The following is a 22,390-nucleotide window of genomic DNA, read 5'->3' as shown; positions in this document are numbered from 1 at the left end:
AAGCTCCTGAATCAAGTTCAGGGTGACGGGCATTGGTGATAGCTGAAAAGTACTGCTTCGCTGTGTTACCACTACAAAGCGTCATTCTGACGAAAGTCAGAACCTGAGCTAGTGCCAATAGTTAAATAACGCACTCTCTAAGCTCCTGAATCAAGTTCAGGATGACGGTCATTGCTGAAAGCCTAGCCGATAGCTATTAGTCTGTCTCTTAATCACAAGTCAGATCAGGGTACTCGTCATGCCCGAGGGCTTTTCTGAGCCAGCACTCTGGTCGGGCATCTATATCTATAAAAGTTCCCCGATAAAACACATCGGAAACGACGGTTTGTTCGGCATATGTCTGTAATATCAGCACAGAGCCTCGCGCCAACAATTGCCATTAATCAAATCTGTCTATATCAGACTAGCCGTTAGTTGTTAGCGGAAGCGCACAAGGTTTGAACATGCCACCCCCCCCCCAAAAAAAAAAACCTAGATGAAATGTACACTTATCGTATGATTTTTGGATAACTAAGTGATTCGTACTACACTCATTGTCTTAGCCTAATCCATTAACTACTAAACTATTTTTAGCACTTATAAAATCGAGTTTAGTAGGTCAAAATAGCCGTTACATCTTGTAATACTAAAGTACTTTCGTATTTGGCATATAAGTAACCAATAATGGGATTGCAAACACTCAAAATCAATTTAAACTATTGATTTAAAAAGAAAAATACACCTTCTTGCACCCAAACCCAAAAACGTGCTCTAGATCACGTTAGGTGTATATTGTAGTACTAATAAACCACGAAAAACGCTAATATTATTCGCAGTTAATCTAAAGACCTTTAAGGCTGAAAAAAATGACTATTGATACTTTTGTTGTTCTCGCCTACTTCTTCTTCTTAATGGCTATTGGCTGGATGTTTAGAAAGTTTACAACATCTACCAGTGACTACTTCAGGGGTGGCGGTAAAATGTTATGGTGGATGGTTGGTGCAACCGCCTTCATGACACAGTTTTCAGCATGGACGTTTACGGGAGCCGCAGGACGCGCGTTCAGCGACGGTTTCGTCGTTGTTATCCTATTCCTAGCCAATGCATTTGGTTACTTCTTGAACTACATCTATTTTGCTCCGAAGTTCCGTCAACTTCGTGTAGTAACCGCTATCGAAGCAATTCGTCAGCGTTTCGGCAAAACTTCAGAGCAGTTCTTTACTTGGGCAGGTATGCCTGACAGCTTGATTTCTGCTGGTGTTTGGTTGAACGGTCTTGCTATCTTCGTAGCTGCTGTATTCAACATCCCAATGGAAGCAACCATCGTAGTTACCGGTTTAGTTCTCATGTTGATGGCTGTTACTGGTGGTTCTTGGGCGGTTGTTGCATCTGACTTTATGCAGATGCTAGTAATCATGGCTGTTACAATTACTTGTGCAATCGCTGCATACTTTGCAGGTGGTGGTCTAGGAAACATCGTAGACAACTTCCAAGGCGACTTCATGCTGGGCAACAACCTTAACTACGTGAGCATCTTCATCCTTTGGGTTGTGTTCATCTTTGTTAAGCAGTTCGGTGTAATGAACAACAGTATCAACGCATACCGTTACCTTTGTGCTAAAGACAGTGACAACGCACGTAAAGCTGCAGGCCTAGCTTGTATCCTTATGATCGTTGGTCCACTAATCTGGTTCCTACCACCTTGGTACATGGCTGCTTTCCAACCTGACTTTGCAGCACAGTATGCAAGCATGGGTAGTAAAGCAGGTGACGCAGCATACCTAGCATTCGTACAAAACGTAATGCCTGCTGGTATGGTTGGTCTACTGATGTCTGCTATGTTCGCGGCGACTATGTCTTCAATGGATTCTGGTCTTAACCGTAACGCTGGTATCTTCGTGATGAACTTCTACAGCCCTATCGTACGCCCTCACGCGTCTCAGAAAGAGCTAGTAGCAGTAAGTAAGTTTACGACAGTTATCATGGGTATCATCATCATTGGTATCGGTCTGTTCATTAACTCACTTAAGCACCTAAGCTTGTTTGATATCGTACTGAACATCGGCGCATTGATTGGCTTCCCAATGCTAATCCCTATCCTACTAGGTATGTGGATTCGCAACACTCCAGATTGGTCTGCTTGGGCAACACTAATCGTTGGTGGTATTGTTTCTTACATCTTCGGTATCGCACTTACTGCAGATGACATCCAAAACGTATTTGGTCTAGAACATGCTCTAACTGCTCGTGAGTGGGCTGACCTGAAAGTTGGTCTAAGCTTGGCTGCACACGTAGTGTTTACTGGTGGTTTCTTCATCGCCTCTACTCTACTGTTCAAAGGCCGTACTCCAGAGCGTGAGAAAGAAGTTGAGCAACTATTCATTAACTGGAACACACCTGTTGTTGCAGAAGGTGAAGAGCAGCAAAACCTTGATACTAAACAACGTTCAATGCTTGGTAAGCTAATCAGCACCGCTGGTTTCGGTATCCTAGCTATGGCTCTTATCCCGAACGAGCCAACTGGACGACTATTGTTCCTACTATGTGGTTCAATCGTACTAAGTGTTGGTATCCTACTTGTGAATGCATCTCGAGCAGGTGGCACTAAACAAGCAGCTTAATCTCCCCCCAAGATTAAGTATTAATCTCAAAGCCCTAGCTTATTAGCTAGGGCTTTTTGTTTGTAGGTAGGTAACTTCAGTCCACGAACCACATCTTCCTCAATCTAAGCTGAGTCGAATTTAGAAAGCCTTGCCTATCGCTGACAATCAGCCCCGACCCTTTAGCCCCTATCGCCTACTCCATTACTTTCTACTCCATTACTTGCATTTGCACATCTTGCACCAACACAAATGCCAACCTTGCACTAGATTGACGCACCAATAATGTGCGCACGCTCATTCGCCGCACCAATATCATGCAAAACAGTAACAAGTGATATCCAAGCCTTGATTGAAGTTCTTATATAGATCTTAAATAATCAGCAACAGATTGTCTCAATACATAAAGAAAAGCGCTCTTCAGCCCACTTGATTACTCAAAAGGCTATTTTTCTTCATTATTAGCACTAGTTGGAACGGTTCTTGCTTAAGTATTGCCAGAATTTTAATACACTCCGGGACACAGTTTTATGGACAATATTAGTCAATCAATTGATGCAATAGCCCAAAGCGCAGACACTCTATTTATTCTTCTAGGCGCAATCATGGTTTTAGCCATGCACGCAGGCTTTGCTTTTTTAGAAGTTGGTACGGTTCGTCATAAGAACCAAGTAAATGCATTAGTTAAGATCATGGCTGACTTTGCTTTGGCAGCAGTCGCCTACTTTGCTATTGGTTATCAGATTGCTTATGGACAGCACTTCTTCGTGAGCGTTGAAACGCTGACAGAAAACAATGGTTATGAACTGGTTAAGTTCTTTTTCCTTCTAACATTTGCTGCTGCAATACCAGCGATAGTTTCTGGGGGCATTGCCGAGCGTGCTAAGTTCCGCCCTTTCCTAATTTCTTCGGCTCTAATTGTTGCTTTTGTTTACCCATTCTTTGAGGGTGTCATTTGGAACGGAAACTTCGGATTCCAAGACTGGTTGAACAACCAATTTGGTGCAGAGTTCCACGACTTTGCAGGCTCCGTTGTGGTGCACGGCATGGGTGGTTGGCTTGCATTAGTGGCTATCTATCTACTGGGCACCCGTCAAGGTAGAAAACCTGGTATTGCATTTGCACCCTCTAACATTCCCTTTCTTGCCTTAGGTGCATGGGTACTAACTGTTGGCTGGTTTGGCTTTAACGTTATGTCGGCGCAAACGCTTGATGGCATTAATGGTTTAGTTGCAGTGAACAGCTTGGCCGCCATGGTTGGTGGTACTTTGGTTGCGTTGATTGTTGGTAAGAATGACCCAGGCTTTATTCACAATGGTCCTTTAGCGGGTCTAGTTGCGGTATGTGCAGGCTCTGACCTAATGCATCCAGTGGGCGCCTTTGTGGTAGGTGGTGTGGCTGGTGCTCTGTTTGTATGGGTATTTACCTGGTTGCAACGCAGTACTAAGATCGATGACGTATTGGGTGTATGGCCACTTCACGGTCTTTGTGGTGTTTGGGGCGCGATTGCCGCAGGTATCTTTGGTTTACCAGCACTTGGTGGTCTTGGAGGTGTAAGCTTGATGTCTCAAATCGTTGGCACACTAGCTGGCGTACTGGTTGCGGTTATTGGCGGTATCATAGTGTACGGCTTGGTGAACAAGTTCGCAGGCTTGCGTCTTAGCCAAGAAGAAGAATTCATTGGTGCTGACCTTGCAATTCATAAGATTGGCTCTACCAACTCAGATAAATAATCTTTAGTTATCTCAATTAAAAGCCGGCTATAGCTAACTATAGCCGGCTTTTCAGATCATTATAGTGGTAACTCAGTATCCCACAAACCACCAGTTACCGCCTTATCATAGCCATACTGGTATATTGCTTTCATGTACTCAAGATCGAATAGATCTTTCGATTGCTTCGCCTCAGAAAAGTCCTGATCTAAATAAGTGAACTGCATCTCTAAGCCTTTATCACTGCTCAGATACTTCATTCGGTACATATCACCGCGTGTTTGCATCACGGTGAGCCCAGAAACACTCTTGGTAAGCAGTGCTACGCCTTTATCGTTAACCTGCTTATATGGGGACTTCAAGAAACCATTTCGAATCACGTCTAGCTGTGGTGGATTAGTCAGGTTCAGTGACTCTGACACTAACTTGTAATCAAAATTGGAAGGATTGTAGAACACCTGTGCTGCCAATCCACCGTCAACGTGCATCTCTTCCAATACAGTTTCTTGATCGCGAACATTAAAGAACTGCGGTGGAAATACGCCCGGAATGGAAGCACTACTCGCCAAAACCTTGTGCACCAAATCAACTCTGTTTGGTAGGTCACTGTTTGCTATCGCTCCCAAGTTCCAAACCATCAACTCGCCAGAATCAAAATGCGTAGAGCCAATAAATAAGCGTCTACCGTTTCGGTGTTGCTCAGCAATCTTATCAATCATCTCTTCTGGGTAGGCTTTTGCGATGAATTCGATGAAGTTATTGCCGTTGGTAAATGCGTCTTTAAATACTGTGTTCAAAAAGTTCTTCTTTCCCAGCACGTCTTTATCATTAATGCCTAAAATGACCTCTTCAAGGCGCGCTATTTCATCGCCACCAGCAAAGACAAACGGAGCAATCAAGGCCCCAGCACTAATCCCCGTCACCACGCTGTAGTCTTTCAATTGCCCCGTATCACTTAATCCCATAAGTACACCAGCGCCATAAGCACCATTTGAACTTCCACCTGATAACGCGAGGATATTTAGGGTATCACCTTCGACCTTAATCGGTGTTCTCTGGGTGTTCTCATTGTAAAGAAACTCTGGCTTTTCTGACGCCCAGAAACGCAACGGCTCTTCAAATTGAAGACTAGTGTCCAAGGTAACATCTTTGTAGTTTTCTTCGGTTACACGTTTATCTAAGGTGTGAGTAGTACTACAAGCTGCCACGGAGATCGACAGTAATACAATGGAAACAATGTTTATTTTGCGCGCCATGGCATGCCTCTAATAATTATTAACAAGAAAAGTGCCACCTACCGTCAGGCAATGGCAAAGCTGGCGCGAATAATAATGCAGAGGCATCAATCCAAATAATCTCTGGTGTAGGACAAAACCCTTCAAGCTGTCATTAAGGCAAAACCTCTAAAAAATACTCCAACCTCTCATGTATAGCTTTTGCCTCTGCTCCGTCATTATTTCAAAAACATCTCATTCAACTAATGCAGGGTGCCATCCTACATAAGTGATTCTCGCCTAGCTTAATTTGTCTCTAATATCCGCCCCACAGTTAATTTTTACGACAAAAACCTACTTGGTTTACCTGGTTTAACAATCAGAGAGTGGGCTTGTCATTACGTCGAACAAAGGGTGTTCGATGAAAGTTTAAATTTCTGAATGCTCATAGGTTTGGGGTTCTGACAGGTAGAAGTGAACAATAATGAACAACGTATTTAAACAGGTAGCTAAGCGCTCAATATCAACACTCATCGCACCTACCGTGCTGATGTTCTCTTACAACACGATGGCTGAACAAGTTGAGTTTCAGCCAGAGTTAAAAGGAAAGAAGATCTTTAGCCACTATGGTATCGACGATGATCTGCCAAAGCTCGGCATCAGTTCATTGGAAATGGGCGAACATCTTGTAGAGCAAGTCGACCGTACAGTTTATATCAACGATGAAGTCAGGAACTCTTCTGTATTTCTGGTGAAGAGTACCGATCAGAAAGGCAATATTGATCTTCGAATCAAGCATGAAAGAAGCAAGATTGACGAGCATCTAGATGCTGTTGATGAAATAGAACAAAGTACTCGCACTCAATATCGTTTGCGTAACTGGGCACAAAGTTATGATGCCTCTTCGATTAAGGCTGCAGAGTTAGAAAACGGTGATGTAGCCATTACCTTTAACTATTCAAAATACGGTCTACCGCAAGATATTGCTTATTTTCGCTTTATGACGGTTGAGGTACTTGTGTCTGATGGTCAGCCAAAGAACATGGTAATCAGCAACACTAATTCGTTCAAATTGAATGGCTACAATATTGAAAACTATCGCCAAGACATCACTTTTCAGACCCTAGATTCAGGCAAGCTTATCATCATGGAAAAACGCGTCGAGAAGACGGGCACAAAGGGTAAAAAACCGGTTCATATCGTTGAATCAGTAACTCCGATCGCTCTATATGACGCCGATGGTGTCGATATTATCGATGAAGAGCGATTAAATGAAGCCTCTGATCCTCGCTTAGTCGAAGAACGTGTTGATGTAGATAGAGTCTTCCCTTTGATGGGCGACATGGTGGCACGTCAAGGTATCGACCTTCCATTGCCATTTGGTATCTCTATGGCTTATAGAAACCAAAACATGAGCCTACCAACTAACGATTTCATTATTGGTGGTGTTCGACTTAACGAATTCTTTGACCCGAATGAAACATTCGCCAATGTAAACGCCGAAGTGCTTACACTGCGTGGCGATGTCAATATTCTGCCATTTTGGAACATGTTTGGTTACTTCGGAAAGATCAATGTCGATGCCAATGTTGATGCCCAATACACAGGCGAAATAGGACAAGGTCTGCGCGATAAAATAGAGAACTATGCCCCTGGTTTAGGCGATGCCTTGTGTGATGGAGTTTCAGCTCTATGTACCACAGGACGTCTAAATGTTCCCTTGAACCTTAAATATGACCTAGTCGGTATTGGTACAACGCTATCTGTTGGCTATAAAGAATTCTTTGCCTCTGTAACAGGCACGTATTCAGCCACTCGAATTGAAGGCGGTTCAAGCTGGGGTGACGGTCTTATCACTGTACAACCTATGCTGGGCTACCAACTGGTTGATTACCGAGCTCAGATATTCGTGGGTGCGGAATACCAAGGCCTAAAGAGTCGTATGCAAGGTACTGTAATAACGGGAGATATTGAGTTTGATTATGATGTGGGCGTTGATCTTAACCAATGGGCTGCTCTAGTCGGTGTCAATAAACAGTTTGGTAAGCACTACCAAATGTCTTTTCTATACAACAAGGGTGAAACACGCGACTCAATGACATTGAACTTTGGGTACCGTTTCTAACCCCTAATCCATGGTGCGTAGCTCAAATACTGGGCGATGCACTACGTAGGATTCAATCCAACATATGCGATTCAATCAAATTTGAATCGCACCTTATTATGACGCCCAAGAAACAGTAGTTCGAATAGCGCAAGGGATAGAGAGCGCCAAGATTCGATTGTTTACACCGTGGCGTCACTTATAGACAAGTGCTCCAAACTGAATTTTGAATGTGGAAAAAATCATGACTTTATTACACCGTTCTCTTATCGCTATAGCCATCAGCACAACACTTTCTGCGTGTTATACCGATGTGGAACCAACCGTTCCATTCCCAAATGATCCTGAGCCGCTATTGCCATTACCTTCTGAAAAGTTCTCTTTAGAGGTGGGTGAATCAACGGTTGAAGCAATGAAAGAATCTGTGGTTATCACGACCCTAGCTGGCGAAGAAAAGCGCGTTAACGTTGAAACCTTTAAAGGCATCGAGTACGCAACTCAAACCCGTTTTGAGCATAGCGATATAAAAGAACTAGACGAAACCGTCGATGCCACTGAGTTTGGCGCTGCGTGCATGCAAAATCGTGCAACTGTACAGGAACAAAATGAAGACTGTTTGAACCTAAACATCTGGCGTCCTGCTGGCGTGGAGGCTGATGCAGACCTTCCTGTATACGTGTTCATCCACGGCGGTGATTTTGAGTACGGCGCTGGCTCAGAAGCACTCGTACATGGTGATACAGTAGTTGCTCAAGGAAGCGATGATGGAAAGCCTTTTATCTACGTGAGCTTTAACTATCGCTTAGGTCACTTAGGTACGCAATGGGTTGAGGGTGAGAACACTGATGGTAACTATGGTATTGGTGACCAAAAAACTGCTTTAGAGTGGGTGCACAATAATATCGACAAATTTGGTGGCGATACTCAAAAGGTCACCGTTATGGGCCAAGGCTCTGGCGCTATGTCTATTGGTTTTCTCCAACAAGACGAAGACGTCTCTGGCTATTACTTCCAGCGTGCGATCATGCAAAGTAACCCATACGGGTTTGAATACCCTAGCTACGATGTTGCTAAAGACAGAAGCAAAGGTTTTACAGCAGGTACTGATATTACCGAGATCATGGAATCTCAAAGAGTAGCCGTGGGTGGGATTGATCAGCTAGCAAATTGGTTGTTAAATTCATTATCGCTCGTAGCCTCAGTACCCGTAATGGGAGATATTGAACTTCGGCCGGAATCAGATAACACTCCTATGTCGACATTGATGCCATTTTCTCCGTATATTGGCTGTACAAAGCTAGATGATTCTCCTGCAGCTTGTAAAACAGCGAATGTATCGCCGCTCAATGACAAACTAACAGTACCTACAGTTCTGGGCACCAATGCTCAAGAGGCTAACAGCTTTGGTATGTTATTCTCTGTTACATTCTTGGCACCTATGGTCATTCATGAAATTCTTGGAGGCGATGATTTATCGGAACTCGTTGAGCTAACAGCAAGTGACGACCCAAACCAAGTCGCTATGGGATTAACACTATGGTTGCAAGATCCAAAAAATATTGCACTGTTAAAACAAAGAATCTCTAGCATGAATGTAGAGGATATTTCGACACAACTTACTCTACCAGACAGTGCTTATCGTGCTGTAACAAACTTATATTTTGGTGTTGATACAAACATGAACACCATGCAGATGGCTCTGTGTGTAGGTATAGATGGTGAAAGTTTAACTAAATTCTTCTGGGACTATCTATTAGGTAGAGTCGAACTAGGTGACATTGTTGACCTAATTAAAATAGGTGACCTTCTATCCACCATTAGTTGTTTAGCAGATGGTGTAGAGATTACGGCCCCAAGCCAAACTGAAGCATTATTGAACTTAGCTGACTTCTATCCTAACTCAGAAGCTAGCTTTGGTGGCGCAACTACGAACATGAAACAGTTTAAAACACTGCTAAACGATACCTTGTTCGATGGACCTGCGCGTCATATGGCGGCAAACAGCGAGAATCAAGCGACACTATACCGCTTTGATCATAAACCAAGCTTTAACATGTGGAACTACATGACCGGATGGGATGATGAAAAGGAAGAATATAACAAGCTTTCTATCATTGATTTATTCAAGACCATCGGTTGTATCGCAGCCTCTTGTAATGGTTCAGAACTACCATTTGTGTTCAATAAATCATTGCGCTTTGATGGCAGCGAGGTTTACCCAAGCAAGAGTGATAAAGCCTTGATGAACGAAATGTCGCGCCTTTGGTTTAGCGATGACCTGTTCAACAACTATCAATACGATTCATCAGACAACGTGCTAGTGATTGATGGCGAAGGGTTCACTACAGCGCCAGATTGGGATTACGTAACCAACCCAGGTGTGGACCCAAAACTTCGTGAAGGTCGCCTAACCGGACTTGAAGAACAAGGTCTTATGCCTTGGCAGTGGTACCTAAACTAAATTCTCTCCTACATCCTATTGTAACGGCCAGCTTGCTGGCCGTTTCTATGTCTAAACACGATGAATCAAGGTTAATTATGACACTTAGCAAATTCAAAACGGCATGCACACTGGTGCTGATTGCTTTGGTCACAGGATGTGCCCAACCCTACCCTGTCGTTGAAGACAGCTTTGAAGCAAGCTGGGTTAGCAATGACTACCAAGCACAGGCGTATTTAATCCCTACCGCTGATGAGGCGTTTGCCCGTCGCGTTGATCTGGTCCGCAATGCAAATACCTCGATAGATATGACCTATTTTTCTTGGGATAAAAACACCCTTGGCTTGATGCTTCTTGATGAGCTCAAACAAGCGGCAGATAGAGGTGTAAAGGTACGTCTGACCCTTGATGACTTATTGGTATTCAACGAAAAGTGGCTGGCAGAGCTCGATCAGCACCAGAATATACAGATCAAGATCTTCAACCCATTCAATTCACGAAAGATTGGCTGGTTTGGACGCGTATTTGATTATGCCGGTAACCAGCAGCAACTCGATAATCGCCTGCATGAGAAATATTTTAATGCCGATCATCAGTCAATGATCTTAGGTGGTCGAAACATTGGTGACGAATACTTCGGATTTAGCAAAGAAGCTAACTTCTTTGACATGGATACGCTATTTAGCGGAGACATCATCGAGCCTTTCGCTGATAACTACGAGTTGCTATGGGAGAGTGAATACGTCACACCCATCCATGATCTCATCTCAATCAAGGATAACAAAGCATTCCAAAACTTTGATAAGGCCTATGCCAAAGCAAGCAACAAGAACCCTGAAACAATCGCCGTCATCGAACGCAGTATCGCGAGACTTTCAAAGCCAGAAGCCCTGTCTGTACAGGTGACTCCTGTGTTTGATTCTCTAAACAAGCTACACGATAACAAACCTTATTTCAGAACTCGCGCAGAACAAACCATCAGTGAATACTTAGATAATGCAGAAACCGCTATTATCTCAACGCCTTACGTCGTGCCATCCGATGGTGAATTTAAAACGATCGATAGGCTGACTAACAAGGATACAAAGGTCACGCTGATCACCAATTCATCGGCATCAAATGACTCTGGTTTTATACCTGCCTATTACGAAAAACACCGTACTACTCTGCTCAAAAAAGGCGTCAACCTTCTTGAATACAAAGACGATGCGATAAACGAAGACCACTACTACCATGCGGATACTTATTACCACAATAAGACCCTTATCTTGGATAGTAAGCTGACCTACATAGGTTCATCTAACTTCGATCCTCGTTCAGATAACCTCAATATCGAGTTCGGTGTTTTTATTCACAGTACTGAGTTTGCCAAGCAGATCGAACACTATTTGCTGAACAAGAAAGAAGAACTGTATTGGCAGGTTTCACTGAATGCCGAAGACAAACCCGTTTGGCAATCTGCTGACACCGTCACGACCAAAAATCCGAACTACAGCAAGATGCACAAGGCAACCGACTGGATGTTTAGGAAGATGAACAGCGAGTCAGAGCTCTAACACTTCACTCTCATATAGCGAGTGCGTACTTAATCAGTTCGCACTCTTGCTTACCATCATTAAGCACTGCCCGTAGCAGTGTTTAGACCGTCGCTTTCGTTGTTGTAGGGGATATGGGTTTGAGAAGCAGCTGGTTTACTAGCCGTTGTATCGTGCTATTGAGTATCAATTTATTTGTTCCATTAGCCTATGCCGGTTCCTTTGAGATTGAACTTGGTGCATTTTTCTCTAAAACAAGTACCGATATAGAGGTGTATGACCCTTTTCATCAAGAGTATGTCGACCTTAATTTTGAATCAGAGCTCAATCTGCCTCATGACGATGTCCTACCCTACTTAAACCTAGAATATCGCATCAATGAGAAGCACCAGATCTATCTCGATTGGCGCCGATTGCACCGTACTGGGTATCAAGATTATGTCGCACGTCCGTTTCAACTAAAGGTTGATGATCATATCTATACCATTGGAGGTGAAGCCGATCTATTAACCACCCTGAATATTGATATCATGCGCCTCGGATACGGTTATCGTTTCTTTCATTCGGACCACCTAGACATCCATTTTCTCGCGGGTTTTCATGTCACGCGATTAGAATTTGGCATGGACGGAAAGATAGATGTGGAAGCTCATCAAAATAACGCGTCAGATAGGGCTCTCATTTCCGAAGGGTTTGATAGTGGCATCACTGCACCATTACCCAATCTAGGGTTTCTAGTGGAGCATAGGGTGCACAAGAATATCGAGCTCAAAAGCCATGTTCACGCCTTTTACTTGGAATATGAGGAAGTATCAGGTTGGATGTATGAGATAGAAATGACAGCTCGCTACTATGTCACTGACAACTTTAGTGTTAGTGCATCCTTTAACTACTATGACCTTGGCGTAGGCTACGAAGCCGAGCATACAAGCCTTAAGGTCGACTATAGTTTCTTTGGGCCCATGCTTAAAATGGCGTATCGTTTTTGAGCATGGATTCAAAACTGACAAAAGTACTTATCTACTCACTGGTTATCGGCATCGCACTATTGCTTAGAGTTCGATACCATAGGGTTTTAAGCAAAGACTGAGCATCATGATCGACAAAGAGCTGTTGCGACAAAACCTAATACAAATCCTAAAGACTCAGCGCAACAATGCCCTGCACGCTGCTGATAGTGCGCACGATGACGCTACACATGAGCAAAGCGTTGCAGAAACCCAATATGATACCGTAGCGTTAGAGGCTGCCTATCTAGCACATGGTCAATCACAACGCGTGGCAGACTGTGATGCAATGATCAATCGCTTAAACTCTATGGTATTGCGCGATTTCGGGGAAGACGACGACATCGACCTTGGTGCATTAGTCACCATTGATAACCGTATGACCTGCTGGTTTCTGCCAATCTGTGGTGGATATAAACTTGAGCATGACGTAGTCGTGATCACCCCGCAATCACCACTTGGACAAATGCTAGATAGTGCTGAGCTAGGAGAAAAGCTCGAAGATGGTCGAGTGATCACTGACATTCGTTAAGCCATCATCAAGAGGGATACCCGTTTATACTCAATACCATTCGAACCATTGTAGAATAGCCGTACACCTATGAACTTTCTATCTCGACAAGAAGCTCAAAAAATTGCGTTACTCTCTCAAGGGCTATGTATTAACGCATCGCCGAGTAATCCGCAGGCACACACATTGAGATCAATTGAAAAAATAGGGTACGTGCAAATAGATACGATTTCTGTGGTACAACGAGCACATCACCACGTGCTTTGGAGCCGCAATGCCCATTATCAGCCTCACTTTCTAGATGAGCTAGTAGCAAAAAAAGACCTCTTTGAGTATTGGTCCCACGCCGCATCTTATATTCCAATGAAGAACTACCGCTTTACCTTGCCTCGTAAACACACATTTAGGTCTGGCCAACAAAGCCATTGGTTTAAGAAAGACCAAAAACTGATGAACAACGTGCTATCGAAAATTACAGAGGAAGGGCCATTAATGGCCAAAGATTTCGATTCTCAGGTATTAAAACGAACCGGTTGGGAAAGTAAACCCACCAAGCAAGCGTTAGAGCTGTTGTACATGCAGGGTGATCTCATGATCACTGAGCGGAGGAGTTTTCATAAGGTCTATGACCTCACTGAGAATGTGCTACCCGATGGCATAGACACCACAATACCTAGCCAAGACGAGTATGGACGCTTTTTGGTACTGAATTACCTCACCGCGCACGGCATTGGCTCCCTCACCGAGATGACCTACTTGCTTAAAGGAACAAAACCCTTGGTGCAACAGGCCTTAAATGAATTACTTGAACTCAATAAAATAGAAGAATTTAAGGTTGGTTCTCAGCAATGGTTTGCTGTATCTGATGCCACACAATTACTCAACTCCAAGCTCTCTCGTCAAAAAGCGCATATTCTTTCTCCGTTCGATAATGTATTGATCCAACGAAAGCGCATCAGCCAATTGTTTGACTACCACTATCAATTAGAATGTTACGTCCCCGCTAACAAGCGGAAGTATGGATATTTTTGCTTACCTATCGTTTGGGATGGACAACTGATTGCTCGTGCTGATTGCCGAGTAGATAAACCCACAAAAACCCTGCATGTCACTCATCTTTATATCGAAAAAACACTGAAGAACGACAGTGCGTTTGAAGAGGATTTAGCCAAAGAGCTTGCCAGTTTTGCTAAATTTAACCAGTGTGCAGGCTTTAAGATCCTCAAGCGCTCATCTGTATCTTAATGCTCATCATTCCATATTGCCTATGATTCCTAGAATTGAGCACCTAAGGACAAGTAAATCTTCCATTGATCACCCTCATCTGCATCCAAGCCATGAGCGACGTCTAACTTAATCGGGACATAGCCAGAATCCCAAATAACACTCAAGCCTGTACCAACCTTTGGTTCAAATCGAGATTCAAAAGCATCACCCACATCAACAAAGCCACCTATCCAAAATGCATCAAATATACGATGTTGATATTCAACACCCGTAGTCAGCATATAGGGCGCCCCTTTTAATTCTCCATCTTCGTTCACTGGAGAGATAGATTCATAGTCATAGCCACGTAAACTTCCATCGCCACCAGCAAAGAAACGTAAAGATGAAGGTATATCAGACAAGGAATCCGAGATGTTGGCCCCCATGTTCACCCTAAAGTTCAGCCTCTGAGAGTCAGTAATTTTCCAAGAAAGCGCGCTTTCACCAGTAAGACGCAATATCTGAGTGTCTGAGATAAGATGTGAATCCGAATACTCCATCGAATATATATGCTTATGCTGTACCTGCTTTTGTTGTTGATGTTTATCGATATAAGAGAATGAGATTCCGGGTATCAGGAGTTTCGACAAACCCTCATCCGTTGCCTGTTGATAATCTTCGTAGAGGAACTTCACAAACACGGTACTTTGCCAGTCATTATCTAGCCTCCAATGCTTCTCAAAGGTCAGATCGCTTGAAAGGCTCAAGGTGTTTAAGTAATCGACGTGCTTAGTCTCAAACTTAATCCCGTAGTAATCGTTTAATATATCCCTTGTTGGGATTTTATAGCCTAACAACAAGGATTGTTCAGGCACTGATACACTGACAGCGCTTTGAAAGCTGTGACCACGCGAGTTATACCAAGGTTGAATCCAGTTTAGCGATCCTCTAATACCGACATCCGACGAATAACCACCACCTACTTCAACAACATTCTTCGAACGGGGAGCAACATTAACCTCTACTGGCACCTCTAGGTCTGCTGTTGCCACATAATCAGGGTGGACATCAATGGCGCTAAACCATCCCGTTTCAGAAAGGGAGACTTGGTACTCACTGAGCTTCACCACATCAAAGGGATCCCCCCGCTCAAAGTCTTTAAGACCAATCAGCCGTTCGGCTTCTATTTGACTGTTCGAAATACGGGTATCACCAAAGTAATACTGATCGCCACTATTGAAATGAATACGAATATTAGCTTCATTGCTACTAGGAATGACTTCTAAACGTGCCTCGGTGAATTGACCGTCCAGATAACCGCGGCTCAAAGCAAAAGATTGAATCTTGCTCTTGAGGTTATCGTACTCTTGATGGTGCAAGACACGCCCCGGATTAAGTTTACTTTGTTCCACTATCTTAGAGAGTTCAGAGTCATTGGCTGCTTCGCCGGATATAACAATATCCTGCTCTTTGATGATAGTTACAGGGCCAAGGGACACCTGCAGTTTGATCTCCTTATCATCAACACGTGTCAATTCAGCTGCGGGATGATAGTAACCAAATGGATTGAGCGCCTCACTAACGATTTTAGTCAGTTTTACATTGCCCATTCTTGTCATCGACTCACTATCTAGTGAATCTAAATGATAAGTCAGGTTTGTCTCTAAAGACTCTGGTAAGCCAGAGATGGTGATTTTACTTGACGTGGCACTGTAAACAGATAGAGGAAGCGTCGCAAACAGAAGTGCGATCCACTGCGTTAATTTCACCACACTGTCCCCCTCTTCATTTTGCGAAAAGAGGTAATGTAATTGTTACACCTAAATATCGTTAATCGATGATGACGTATGCAATCCTACAAAACACAAAGGCCCTAACTTTCGTTAGAGCCTTTAGTTTCAATTTGAATAGCTAAGTAGTCTACTTAATCAAGGTTACGTCTGTTGGCTTCCATGACTTATCAAACCAAGCTTCAGTCGGGCCATACATACGGAAAATAAGGTTGAACCCTTTACCAGGCGACGTTTGAACCCAATTACCTTCTGCACCTTTTGGTGCTTCTGGGGCAAAGTGTATAGTGATTGAGCCATCCTCGTTCTTCTTAACGCTTTCCGTTAATCCATCAATACCCGCCTTCACTTGATCTGTCTCTAACATAGAGCGAGTCTGGTTATCATAAATCATGAATGACCAGAATTTCGTGGCGGGTGCATTTGCCGGTAAAGTTACAGTGTAATGTTTGTCACCATTCAAAACTTGTCCTTCACTATCAATTGTCGCTAGCAAATAGTCCGAACCTTGTCCTGGAGTTGATGCCACCATATCGGGTGTGATGCCTGTTGCCATGAAATGGAACGTTGCGCGCATTTCTGCATCTACAACCCCATTTTCATCTTTAAACTCATGACCTGAAACTAATGGCGTAAACCAATTGCGATCGTCGTACACCATCTGCTCTTTAGTTGGCGCATAGTAATAAGACCGAGCTTCCGCAGTCGCTATCTTCGCCGCTTCTTTGAATACTTCTTGCTGATATTGGTTAGGCTCAAACTCTTGTCCCTTCTCGATACCTACACGTTTTGCTAAAGACAACCATTCACTATCAAAAACCTCGATTGGCTCATACTGAATAAGTGTGTTGATCTCATCGTAGAAAGTCTCATCCATAGCGTGAACGGTATTGTATTGAACTCCCGAAATATTCATGAACTCGGTTTTAGGCTCAGAACCATAAGGGTAGAGTTTCATCGTGTCTTTTAGCTTTTGAATGTCCGCTTCAACATTTGCTGGAGTAGTAATAATGCGTACTAGTAACCAATGCTGGTAACCATCAGTTTCCACTGGAATCATGCCGTCTGGAATTTCTCCTGTGTAAGAACTGTGGTAGATAAAGTATTTTCCACCTTTACCCTGATCTTGTGGGTGAGTCACACCAACGCGAGATACAAACTTAAATGCCGCATTATCTAGCAAGCCTAGAATAGGCGAACCTACTTCTAGTACAACTGGGCCATTTTTAACGTCAATCTCAGTGGTCACATAGGGTGTAGTGGTATTTGCTGTTAGCCATAAACTTTTCGCATTTAACATCTGTTCAGAAATAGCAATAGTTTGGTTAGGCACCATCCCTACACTTTCATGCCCTGCTAATAGGCCCTGAATCGAGGCAACAGGTATGCCAGAAAGAAACACACGAACCGCATCCGCAACATCTACAAATCGATTTGCCTTAAGTGTTGTCTCTGCACTCGGAGCACCATCGGTGTAGCTTAACTCGCCCAAGTATTCAGACTCAACTTGAGATGGTGTAATGATACTCGCTGGTACTTTTGCTTCATAAGTGGCAGCTGATGCCATTGAAGCTACCGTGAGCCCAGTCGTCGCAAGCATCATCGCTTTCATTATCTTATTCATATCTTAACCCTCAATTGATTACTTATTAACTGTATGAAGTAATCATATTCAAGCTTGCAATTTGCGTCCAATTACTAATAATCAAGTATAGTTATGATTTAAAGTGATAATACTATGGAAAAGTTAAAGTCTCTTTCCAGAGTCGATCTCAATCTACTCGTTATTCTGGATTTACTACTCAAAGAAAGGAATGTGTCACGTGTTGCCGAAGAGATCTACCTTACTCAATCGGCGGTAAGTCGCTCTTTAAAGCGCTTACGAGAAACCTTTGATGACCCGTTATTTACACGAACCGCCAAGGGTTTAATCCCCACTCGTAAGGCTCTAGAGTTAGAAAAAGAGTTGAACAAAATTCTGCCATCTTTACAGCAGTTATTTGATACCGATGAGTTTGATCCTTTGTTGTGTGATGACACTTTCTCACTATCACTACCCACCTTCATGGGTTCAACTTTAATACCTAAGCTTTATGCACATTTATCTCAGCATGCACCATTTTCCGCAATTGAAGAGACTCCCACAAAGGCCAACCCCTTTCAGTTGCTTGATGCCAATAAACTAGACTTTGCTATCCATTATGAGCCTACTCACGACCCTAAGTATCGCTCCGAGAAATTGGGTAGTCTTTACCCTGTTCTGTATGTGAAAAAGAATCACCCATTAACCAAGATAAAGAACCCAGACATAGCTGAGATTCTCAATTACTCGCTGATCGGTATGACCATTGAAGATGACAGACTACTCTCTTTCCGTTCTCCCATTACTCAGATCTACCAAGACCTATTGCAAACACAAGACAAACCAAAGTTAAGAAGCTCGCAAACGCTGACCTTGCTTGAGATCACTCGAACGACTAACGCTGTTCTGTTTGGCTCCAACGGATTAAAGAATATGGCTAACTTCAATGAAGAATTTGTAGAGATATATTCGTTGAAAGAACACGCCAAGTACCATGTACCCATGTTCCTTATTTACCATAGTCGGCACGAAACAAGCCCAGCCCATCAATGGTTCTATGAATTATTCAAAAAATCGGTTTTAGAGATCGTATAATTTCTGGATTCTGATTAAACCCTTTTGAACGTTGTGAATATCACCAAATTCATGTGCATTGGAGTGTCTAAATTGATAAGGTAATTTGTACATGCACTATCAATGAATAAAAGTTTGAACAATCAACAAGGAATGGTTAAGTTTCAATCGCTTAACAAGTGGTATGGCGGCTTTCACGCTCTAAAAGACATCGATTTATCTATCCATAAAGGTGAGATTGTTGTTGTCTGTGGCCCGTCTGGCTCTGGCAAATCAACCCTGATTCGCTGCATCAATCAACTAGAGCCTTTTGATAATGGTGAGCTTACAGTGCTCGACCATGCATTACCCTGTCAGTTTAAAAATCCAGGCAAGGTGGGGATGGTTTTCCAACACTTCCACCTATTCCCACACCTAACCGTTCTAGAAAACCTCACACTAGCGCCAATACGCACGCTAAAAAAGAGTAAGCAAGAAGCTGAAGAAATCGCGATGCACTATTTGGAGCGAGTACATATTCAAGAGCAGGCTTACAAATACCCTGTGCAGCTTTCAGGTGGTCAGCAACAACGAGTCGCTATTGCGCGCTCTTTGTGTATGAAGCCCGAGCTATTATTATTTGATGAGCCCACGTCAGCCCTTGATCCTGAGATGATCAATGAGGTTCTCGATGTGATGGTTGAGCTTGCAAAGGAAGGGATTACTATGGTTTGCGTCACCCACGAAATGGGGTTTGCAAAACAAGTCGCCGATCGAGTTATCTTCATGGATGAGGGGCAGATAGTGGAATCTAATACACCTGAAGCACTGTTTGAAAATCCTCAACATGAGAGGACACGCTCTTTCCTCAAGCAGATATTAAGTTATTGATGTTCATACGTATCGTTAAGCCAGCCCTATCCGCAATTTTCCAAATCCTGGTTCTTATAGTCGCGGTTACCTGGATCCTCGACTCCGGCGCTCAAGCCATGGGATATACTTGGCAGTGGGAACGAGTTCCAGATTACATTGCGTTTTATGAAGATGGTGAATGGTGGCCTGCTGAGCTTGCTGAGGGGCTTCTAGTCACCATAAAAATCTCACTGCTGTCACTGATAGCCACATTAATCATTGGCTTGATCACCGCCCTTCTCAGAAACTCTAATTCTATCGTGGGGCGATCCCTAGGCACTGGCTATGTAGAACTGATCCGAAATACTCCATTACTGGTGCAAATCTACTTGTTGTATTTCGTGTTTGGGCCCGTGATTGGATTGGATCGATTTAGCACCGCTATCTTAGCCTTAGCGCTGTTTCAGGGGGCATACACAGCTGAGATATTCCGTGCCGGATTAAACAGTATCGCGAAGGGGCAATTTGAAGCTGCTCATTCATTGGGTTTATCCAAGGTTTATACCTTCTGGGATATCACTCTTCCGCAAATGATTCAAAGGACATTACCACCGCTGACCAACGAGGTAATCTCTTTAATTAAGAACTCTTCAATTGTGAGTGTTATGGCTGTATTTGACCTCACTACTGAAGCCAGAAACATTGTTTCTGAAACGGCAATGCCATTTGAGATCTGGTTCTCTGTGGCAATTATTTACTTGGCTCTCACACTCTCACTCTCTGCCATTGCAGCTTGGCTCGAACACAAATTTGGAGCCAATTGGCGAACTCAATAAGGATTATTCAGCATGAAGCTATTTAAGACCGCAATCACCGCATTACTGGCGCTCGCCGTCAGTCTTCCGACGCTTGCATCATCAACTCCAAACTTAGATAAAATAAACGATCGCGGAACATTACGTGTTGGGATGTCAACCTTTGTCCCGTGGGCAATGCGTAATAAGCATGGCGACCTGATCGGCTTTGAGATCGACGTTGCGAAGCGTTTAGCAGCCGATTCGGGTTGGAAGGTAGAGTTTGTTCCTACCGCCTGGGATGGCATCATTCCATCACTACTTTCTCAAAAATTTGACGTGATCATTGGCGGGTTGTCTATTACTGAGGCGCGCTCTAAGAGTGTGCTATTTACTGACCCATACTCCCACTCAGGTGTCCAACTTGCAGCAAGCAAAGAGTTGGCCGAGGGTTTCAACAAGATCTCTGATTTTGACTCTCGCCGGGTAAAAATTGCTGCTCGACGTGGCGCCCATACCGTGCAGGTAGCTCGTGACACATTCCCTAAAGCCAAGGTGCTTCAGTTTGATGACGACGCTCAAGCATTCCAAGAAGTGCTGAACGGCAATGCGCATGCTGTAATTGCTTCGAGCCCAAAACCCGAGCATGAGGCCATCAAACATGCAGACACCTTATTCATTCCATTTACTGAGCGATTAGCTAAGGGTAATGAAGCCTTTGCGGTTCGCCTGGGTGAAACGGATAAAGCCGAGTTCTTTAACGAGTGGATCAAGGCTCGTACCGAGGACGGTTGGCTGAAAGAGCGCTACGAATACTGGTTCTCTACCCTAGATTGGCAAAACCAAATTGCTCAAGGGCAATAGGCACTAGTTGTTAGATCGGCAGTGCACCTAGCTTGCACTGCCTCTGATTACTTTTAACTTAGGTCTGTTGACCTTTGATACATCAAACAGGAATGACGTGAGTAGTACGAGCGCATCAATCACTAAGAAACCTCAAGTGCAAACAAAGCCTTGGTATAAAAAGCTGAACCGCCTAGATGGTATTTTACTTACTATTATCTGCGTAATGGCTGGTTGGTTGTACTATCGTTCGGCAGTAGGTATTCATTATCATTGGCGCTGGGAAGACGCGTTTAACCTCATTTTCATTCCGCCCTCTGAAGGCAAGATCCCTTATTTTTTCCAGGGCTTAGTAGCCACCCTACGCTTAAGTATTTGGAGTATGGCCCTAGCGCTTTCGTTTGGAACCATACTTGGAGTAGCAAGACATTCCAAGGTTGCACTGTTTCGAACACCCGCCCTTATCTTTATCCAGTTAGTGCGCAATATTCCGCCACTGGTCTTTGTGTTTATTTTTTACTTCTTTGTCTCAAACCAATTGATACCACTACTGGGTTTACAAGGTGTATTGCGTGAACACAATGGTGAGATAAACGCTTTGCAGAGCTTTTTATTTGGTCCAGCAAACCTATGGGAAAACCTCGTCTCTGGCGTGATATGCATTGGTTTATTGTCCTCGGCTTACATCGCTGAGGTCATCAGAGCAGGATTAGAAAGCATCCCTAAGGGTCAATGGGAAGCGGCTGACTCATTAGGCTTGTCTAGCCTAGCTAAATATCGATATGTCATAGGGCCACAAGTATTGACAGCCATAACGCCTCCCTTAGCAGGACAAGCGATATCATTAGTCAAAGACACCTCGATAGTGTCATTGATCTCAATTCAAGAAATGACCTTCGTGGGCACGGAGATGGCCAACTCTTCTGGCCTGATATTCGAGATCTGGCTGATTGTAGGTGCTGTTTACTTTGGCCTATGTTTCCTGTTGTCTCGTTTGTTTAACTGGATAGAAAAGCGTTCAAGGGCGTACTTATAGTATTGAATATGGGTTGGTTCTTCTGGGTAAACCAGAAGAGAATCAACGACCATCATTTGATTCCAATCTATCAGTACAAGCCTCAATTAGACTTCACTCTCGATGTCTTCTTTTAGCATAAGCACTTCGAGC

The 22,390-nt window shown here is 43.6% G+C and carries 16 protein-coding genes; 13 read left to right on the top strand and 3 right to left on the bottom strand.

The features are described from left to right. Window positions 1–845 precede the first annotated feature (845 nt). Together D5I41_RS06185 and D5I41_RS06180 are read left to right on the top strand one after the other, a co-directional pair. Window positions 846–2,600, top strand: coding sequence for a sodium:solute symporter family transporter (locus D5I41_RS06185; RefSeq protein WP_119009019.1), 1,755 nt, complete (start codon window positions 846–848; stop codon window positions 2,598–2,600). A gap of 509 nt (window positions 2,601–3,109) precedes the next feature. Further along, the gene (locus D5I41_RS06180; RefSeq protein ID WP_119009018.1) at window positions 3,110–4,312 is read left to right on the top strand and encodes an ammonium transporter; all 1,203 of its coding nucleotides are present in this window, start codon (window positions 3,110–3,112) and stop codon (window positions 4,310–4,312) included. Between the two features lie 59 nt (window positions 4,313–4,371). On the opposite strand, the gene D5I41_RS06175 is transcribed toward D5I41_RS06180, so the two are convergent. Beyond that, on the bottom strand, window positions 4,372–5,547 hold the full coding sequence (locus tag D5I41_RS06175) for a patatin-like phospholipase family protein (RefSeq protein ID WP_119009017.1): 1,176 nt from the start codon (window positions 5,545–5,547) through the stop codon (window positions 4,372–4,374). 442 nt (window positions 5,548–5,989) lie between these two features. Between D5I41_RS06175 and D5I41_RS06170 the strand changes: the two genes are divergently transcribed. From D5I41_RS06170 to D5I41_RS06145, 6 genes are all read left to right on the top strand, one after another. Then, window positions 5,990–7,630, top strand: coding sequence for a hypothetical protein (locus tag D5I41_RS06170; protein WP_119009016.1), 1,641 nt, complete (start codon window positions 5,990–5,992; stop codon window positions 7,628–7,630). Window positions 7,631–7,853: 223 nt separating this feature from the next. Then, a complete protein-coding gene (locus tag D5I41_RS06165) occupies window positions 7,854–10,070 on the top strand; it encodes a carboxylesterase family protein (RefSeq protein WP_119009015.1) in 2,217 nt (738 codons plus the stop codon). A 77-nt stretch (window positions 10,071–10,147) separates the two neighbouring features. Then, window positions 10,148–11,605 (top strand): phospholipase D family protein, encoded by a 1,458-nt coding sequence (locus D5I41_RS06160; RefSeq protein ID WP_119009014.1) that lies wholly within the window; start codon window positions 10,148–10,150, stop codon window positions 11,603–11,605. 119 nt (window positions 11,606–11,724) lie between these two features. Beyond that, complete coding sequence (locus D5I41_RS06155; RefSeq protein WP_119009241.1) at window positions 11,725–12,573, top strand: porin family protein; 849 nt, start codon at window positions 11,725–11,727, stop codon at window positions 12,571–12,573. A 106-nt stretch (window positions 12,574–12,679) separates the two neighbouring features. Next, the gene (locus D5I41_RS06150; RefSeq protein WP_119009013.1) at window positions 12,680–13,123 is read left to right on the top strand and encodes a hypothetical protein; all 444 of its coding nucleotides are present in this window, start codon (window positions 12,680–12,682) and stop codon (window positions 13,121–13,123) included. 69 nt (window positions 13,124–13,192) lie between these two features. Next, window positions 13,193–14,347 (top strand): winged helix-turn-helix domain-containing protein, encoded by a 1,155-nt coding sequence (locus tag D5I41_RS06145; RefSeq protein WP_119009012.1) that lies wholly within the window; start codon window positions 13,193–13,195, stop codon window positions 14,345–14,347. Between the two features lie 29 nt (window positions 14,348–14,376). Here D5I41_RS06145 and D5I41_RS06140 read toward each other — a convergent pair whose 3' ends face one another. Further along, window positions 14,377–16,080 carry an autotransporter assembly complex protein TamA gene (locus tag D5I41_RS06140; RefSeq protein ID WP_119009011.1) on the bottom strand — a complete coding sequence of 568 codons (1,704 nt, stop codon included), beginning with the start codon at window positions 16,078–16,080 and terminating at the stop codon, window positions 14,377–14,379. A gap of 148 nt (window positions 16,081–16,228) precedes the next feature. Beyond that, window positions 16,229–17,722: a DUF1254 domain-containing protein gene (locus D5I41_RS06135; RefSeq protein ID WP_235868869.1), complete on the bottom strand. Its 1,494-nt coding sequence runs from the start codon at window positions 17,720–17,722 to the stop codon at window positions 16,229–16,231. A 114-nt stretch (window positions 17,723–17,836) separates the two neighbouring features. Here D5I41_RS06135 and D5I41_RS06130 point away from each other — a divergent pair, with 114 nt between their 5' ends. The 5 genes from D5I41_RS06130 (at window position 17,837) to D5I41_RS06110 (ending at window position 22,258) form a co-directional block, all read left to right on the top strand. Further along, the gene (locus D5I41_RS06130; protein ID WP_119009009.1) at window positions 17,837–18,775 is read left to right on the top strand and encodes a LysR family transcriptional regulator; all 939 of its coding nucleotides are present in this window, start codon (window positions 17,837–17,839) and stop codon (window positions 18,773–18,775) included. A 102-nt stretch (window positions 18,776–18,877) separates the two neighbouring features. Further along, on the top strand, window positions 18,878–19,624 hold the full coding sequence (locus D5I41_RS06125) for an amino acid ABC transporter ATP-binding protein (RefSeq protein ID WP_119009008.1): 747 nt from the start codon (window positions 18,878–18,880) through the stop codon (window positions 19,622–19,624). Continuing rightward, complete coding sequence (locus tag D5I41_RS06120; RefSeq protein WP_119009007.1) at window positions 19,624–20,421, top strand: amino acid ABC transporter permease; 798 nt, start codon at window positions 19,624–19,626, stop codon at window positions 20,419–20,421. Before D5I41_RS06125 ends, D5I41_RS06120 begins: the two co-directional genes overlap by 1 nt. A 12-nt stretch (window positions 20,422–20,433) precedes the next feature. Then, a complete protein-coding gene (locus D5I41_RS06115) occupies window positions 20,434–21,243 on the top strand; it encodes a transporter substrate-binding domain-containing protein (RefSeq protein ID WP_119009006.1) in 810 nt (269 codons plus the stop codon). Between the two features lie 97 nt (window positions 21,244–21,340). Beyond that, entirely contained in the window at window positions 21,341–22,258 is a 918-nt protein-coding gene (locus D5I41_RS06110; RefSeq protein WP_119009005.1) for an amino acid ABC transporter permease, read from the top strand. Window positions 22,259–22,390: the final 132 nt, after the last annotated feature.

It is taken from the genome of Vibrio superstes (assembly GCF_003569005.1).
Classification (GTDB): domain Bacteria; phylum Pseudomonadota; class Gammaproteobacteria; order Enterobacterales; family Vibrionaceae; genus Vibrio; species Vibrio superstes.
The sequence above is the reverse complement of the archived record's forward strand: the minus strand, read 5'-3'. Positions and strand labels throughout refer to the sequence as shown.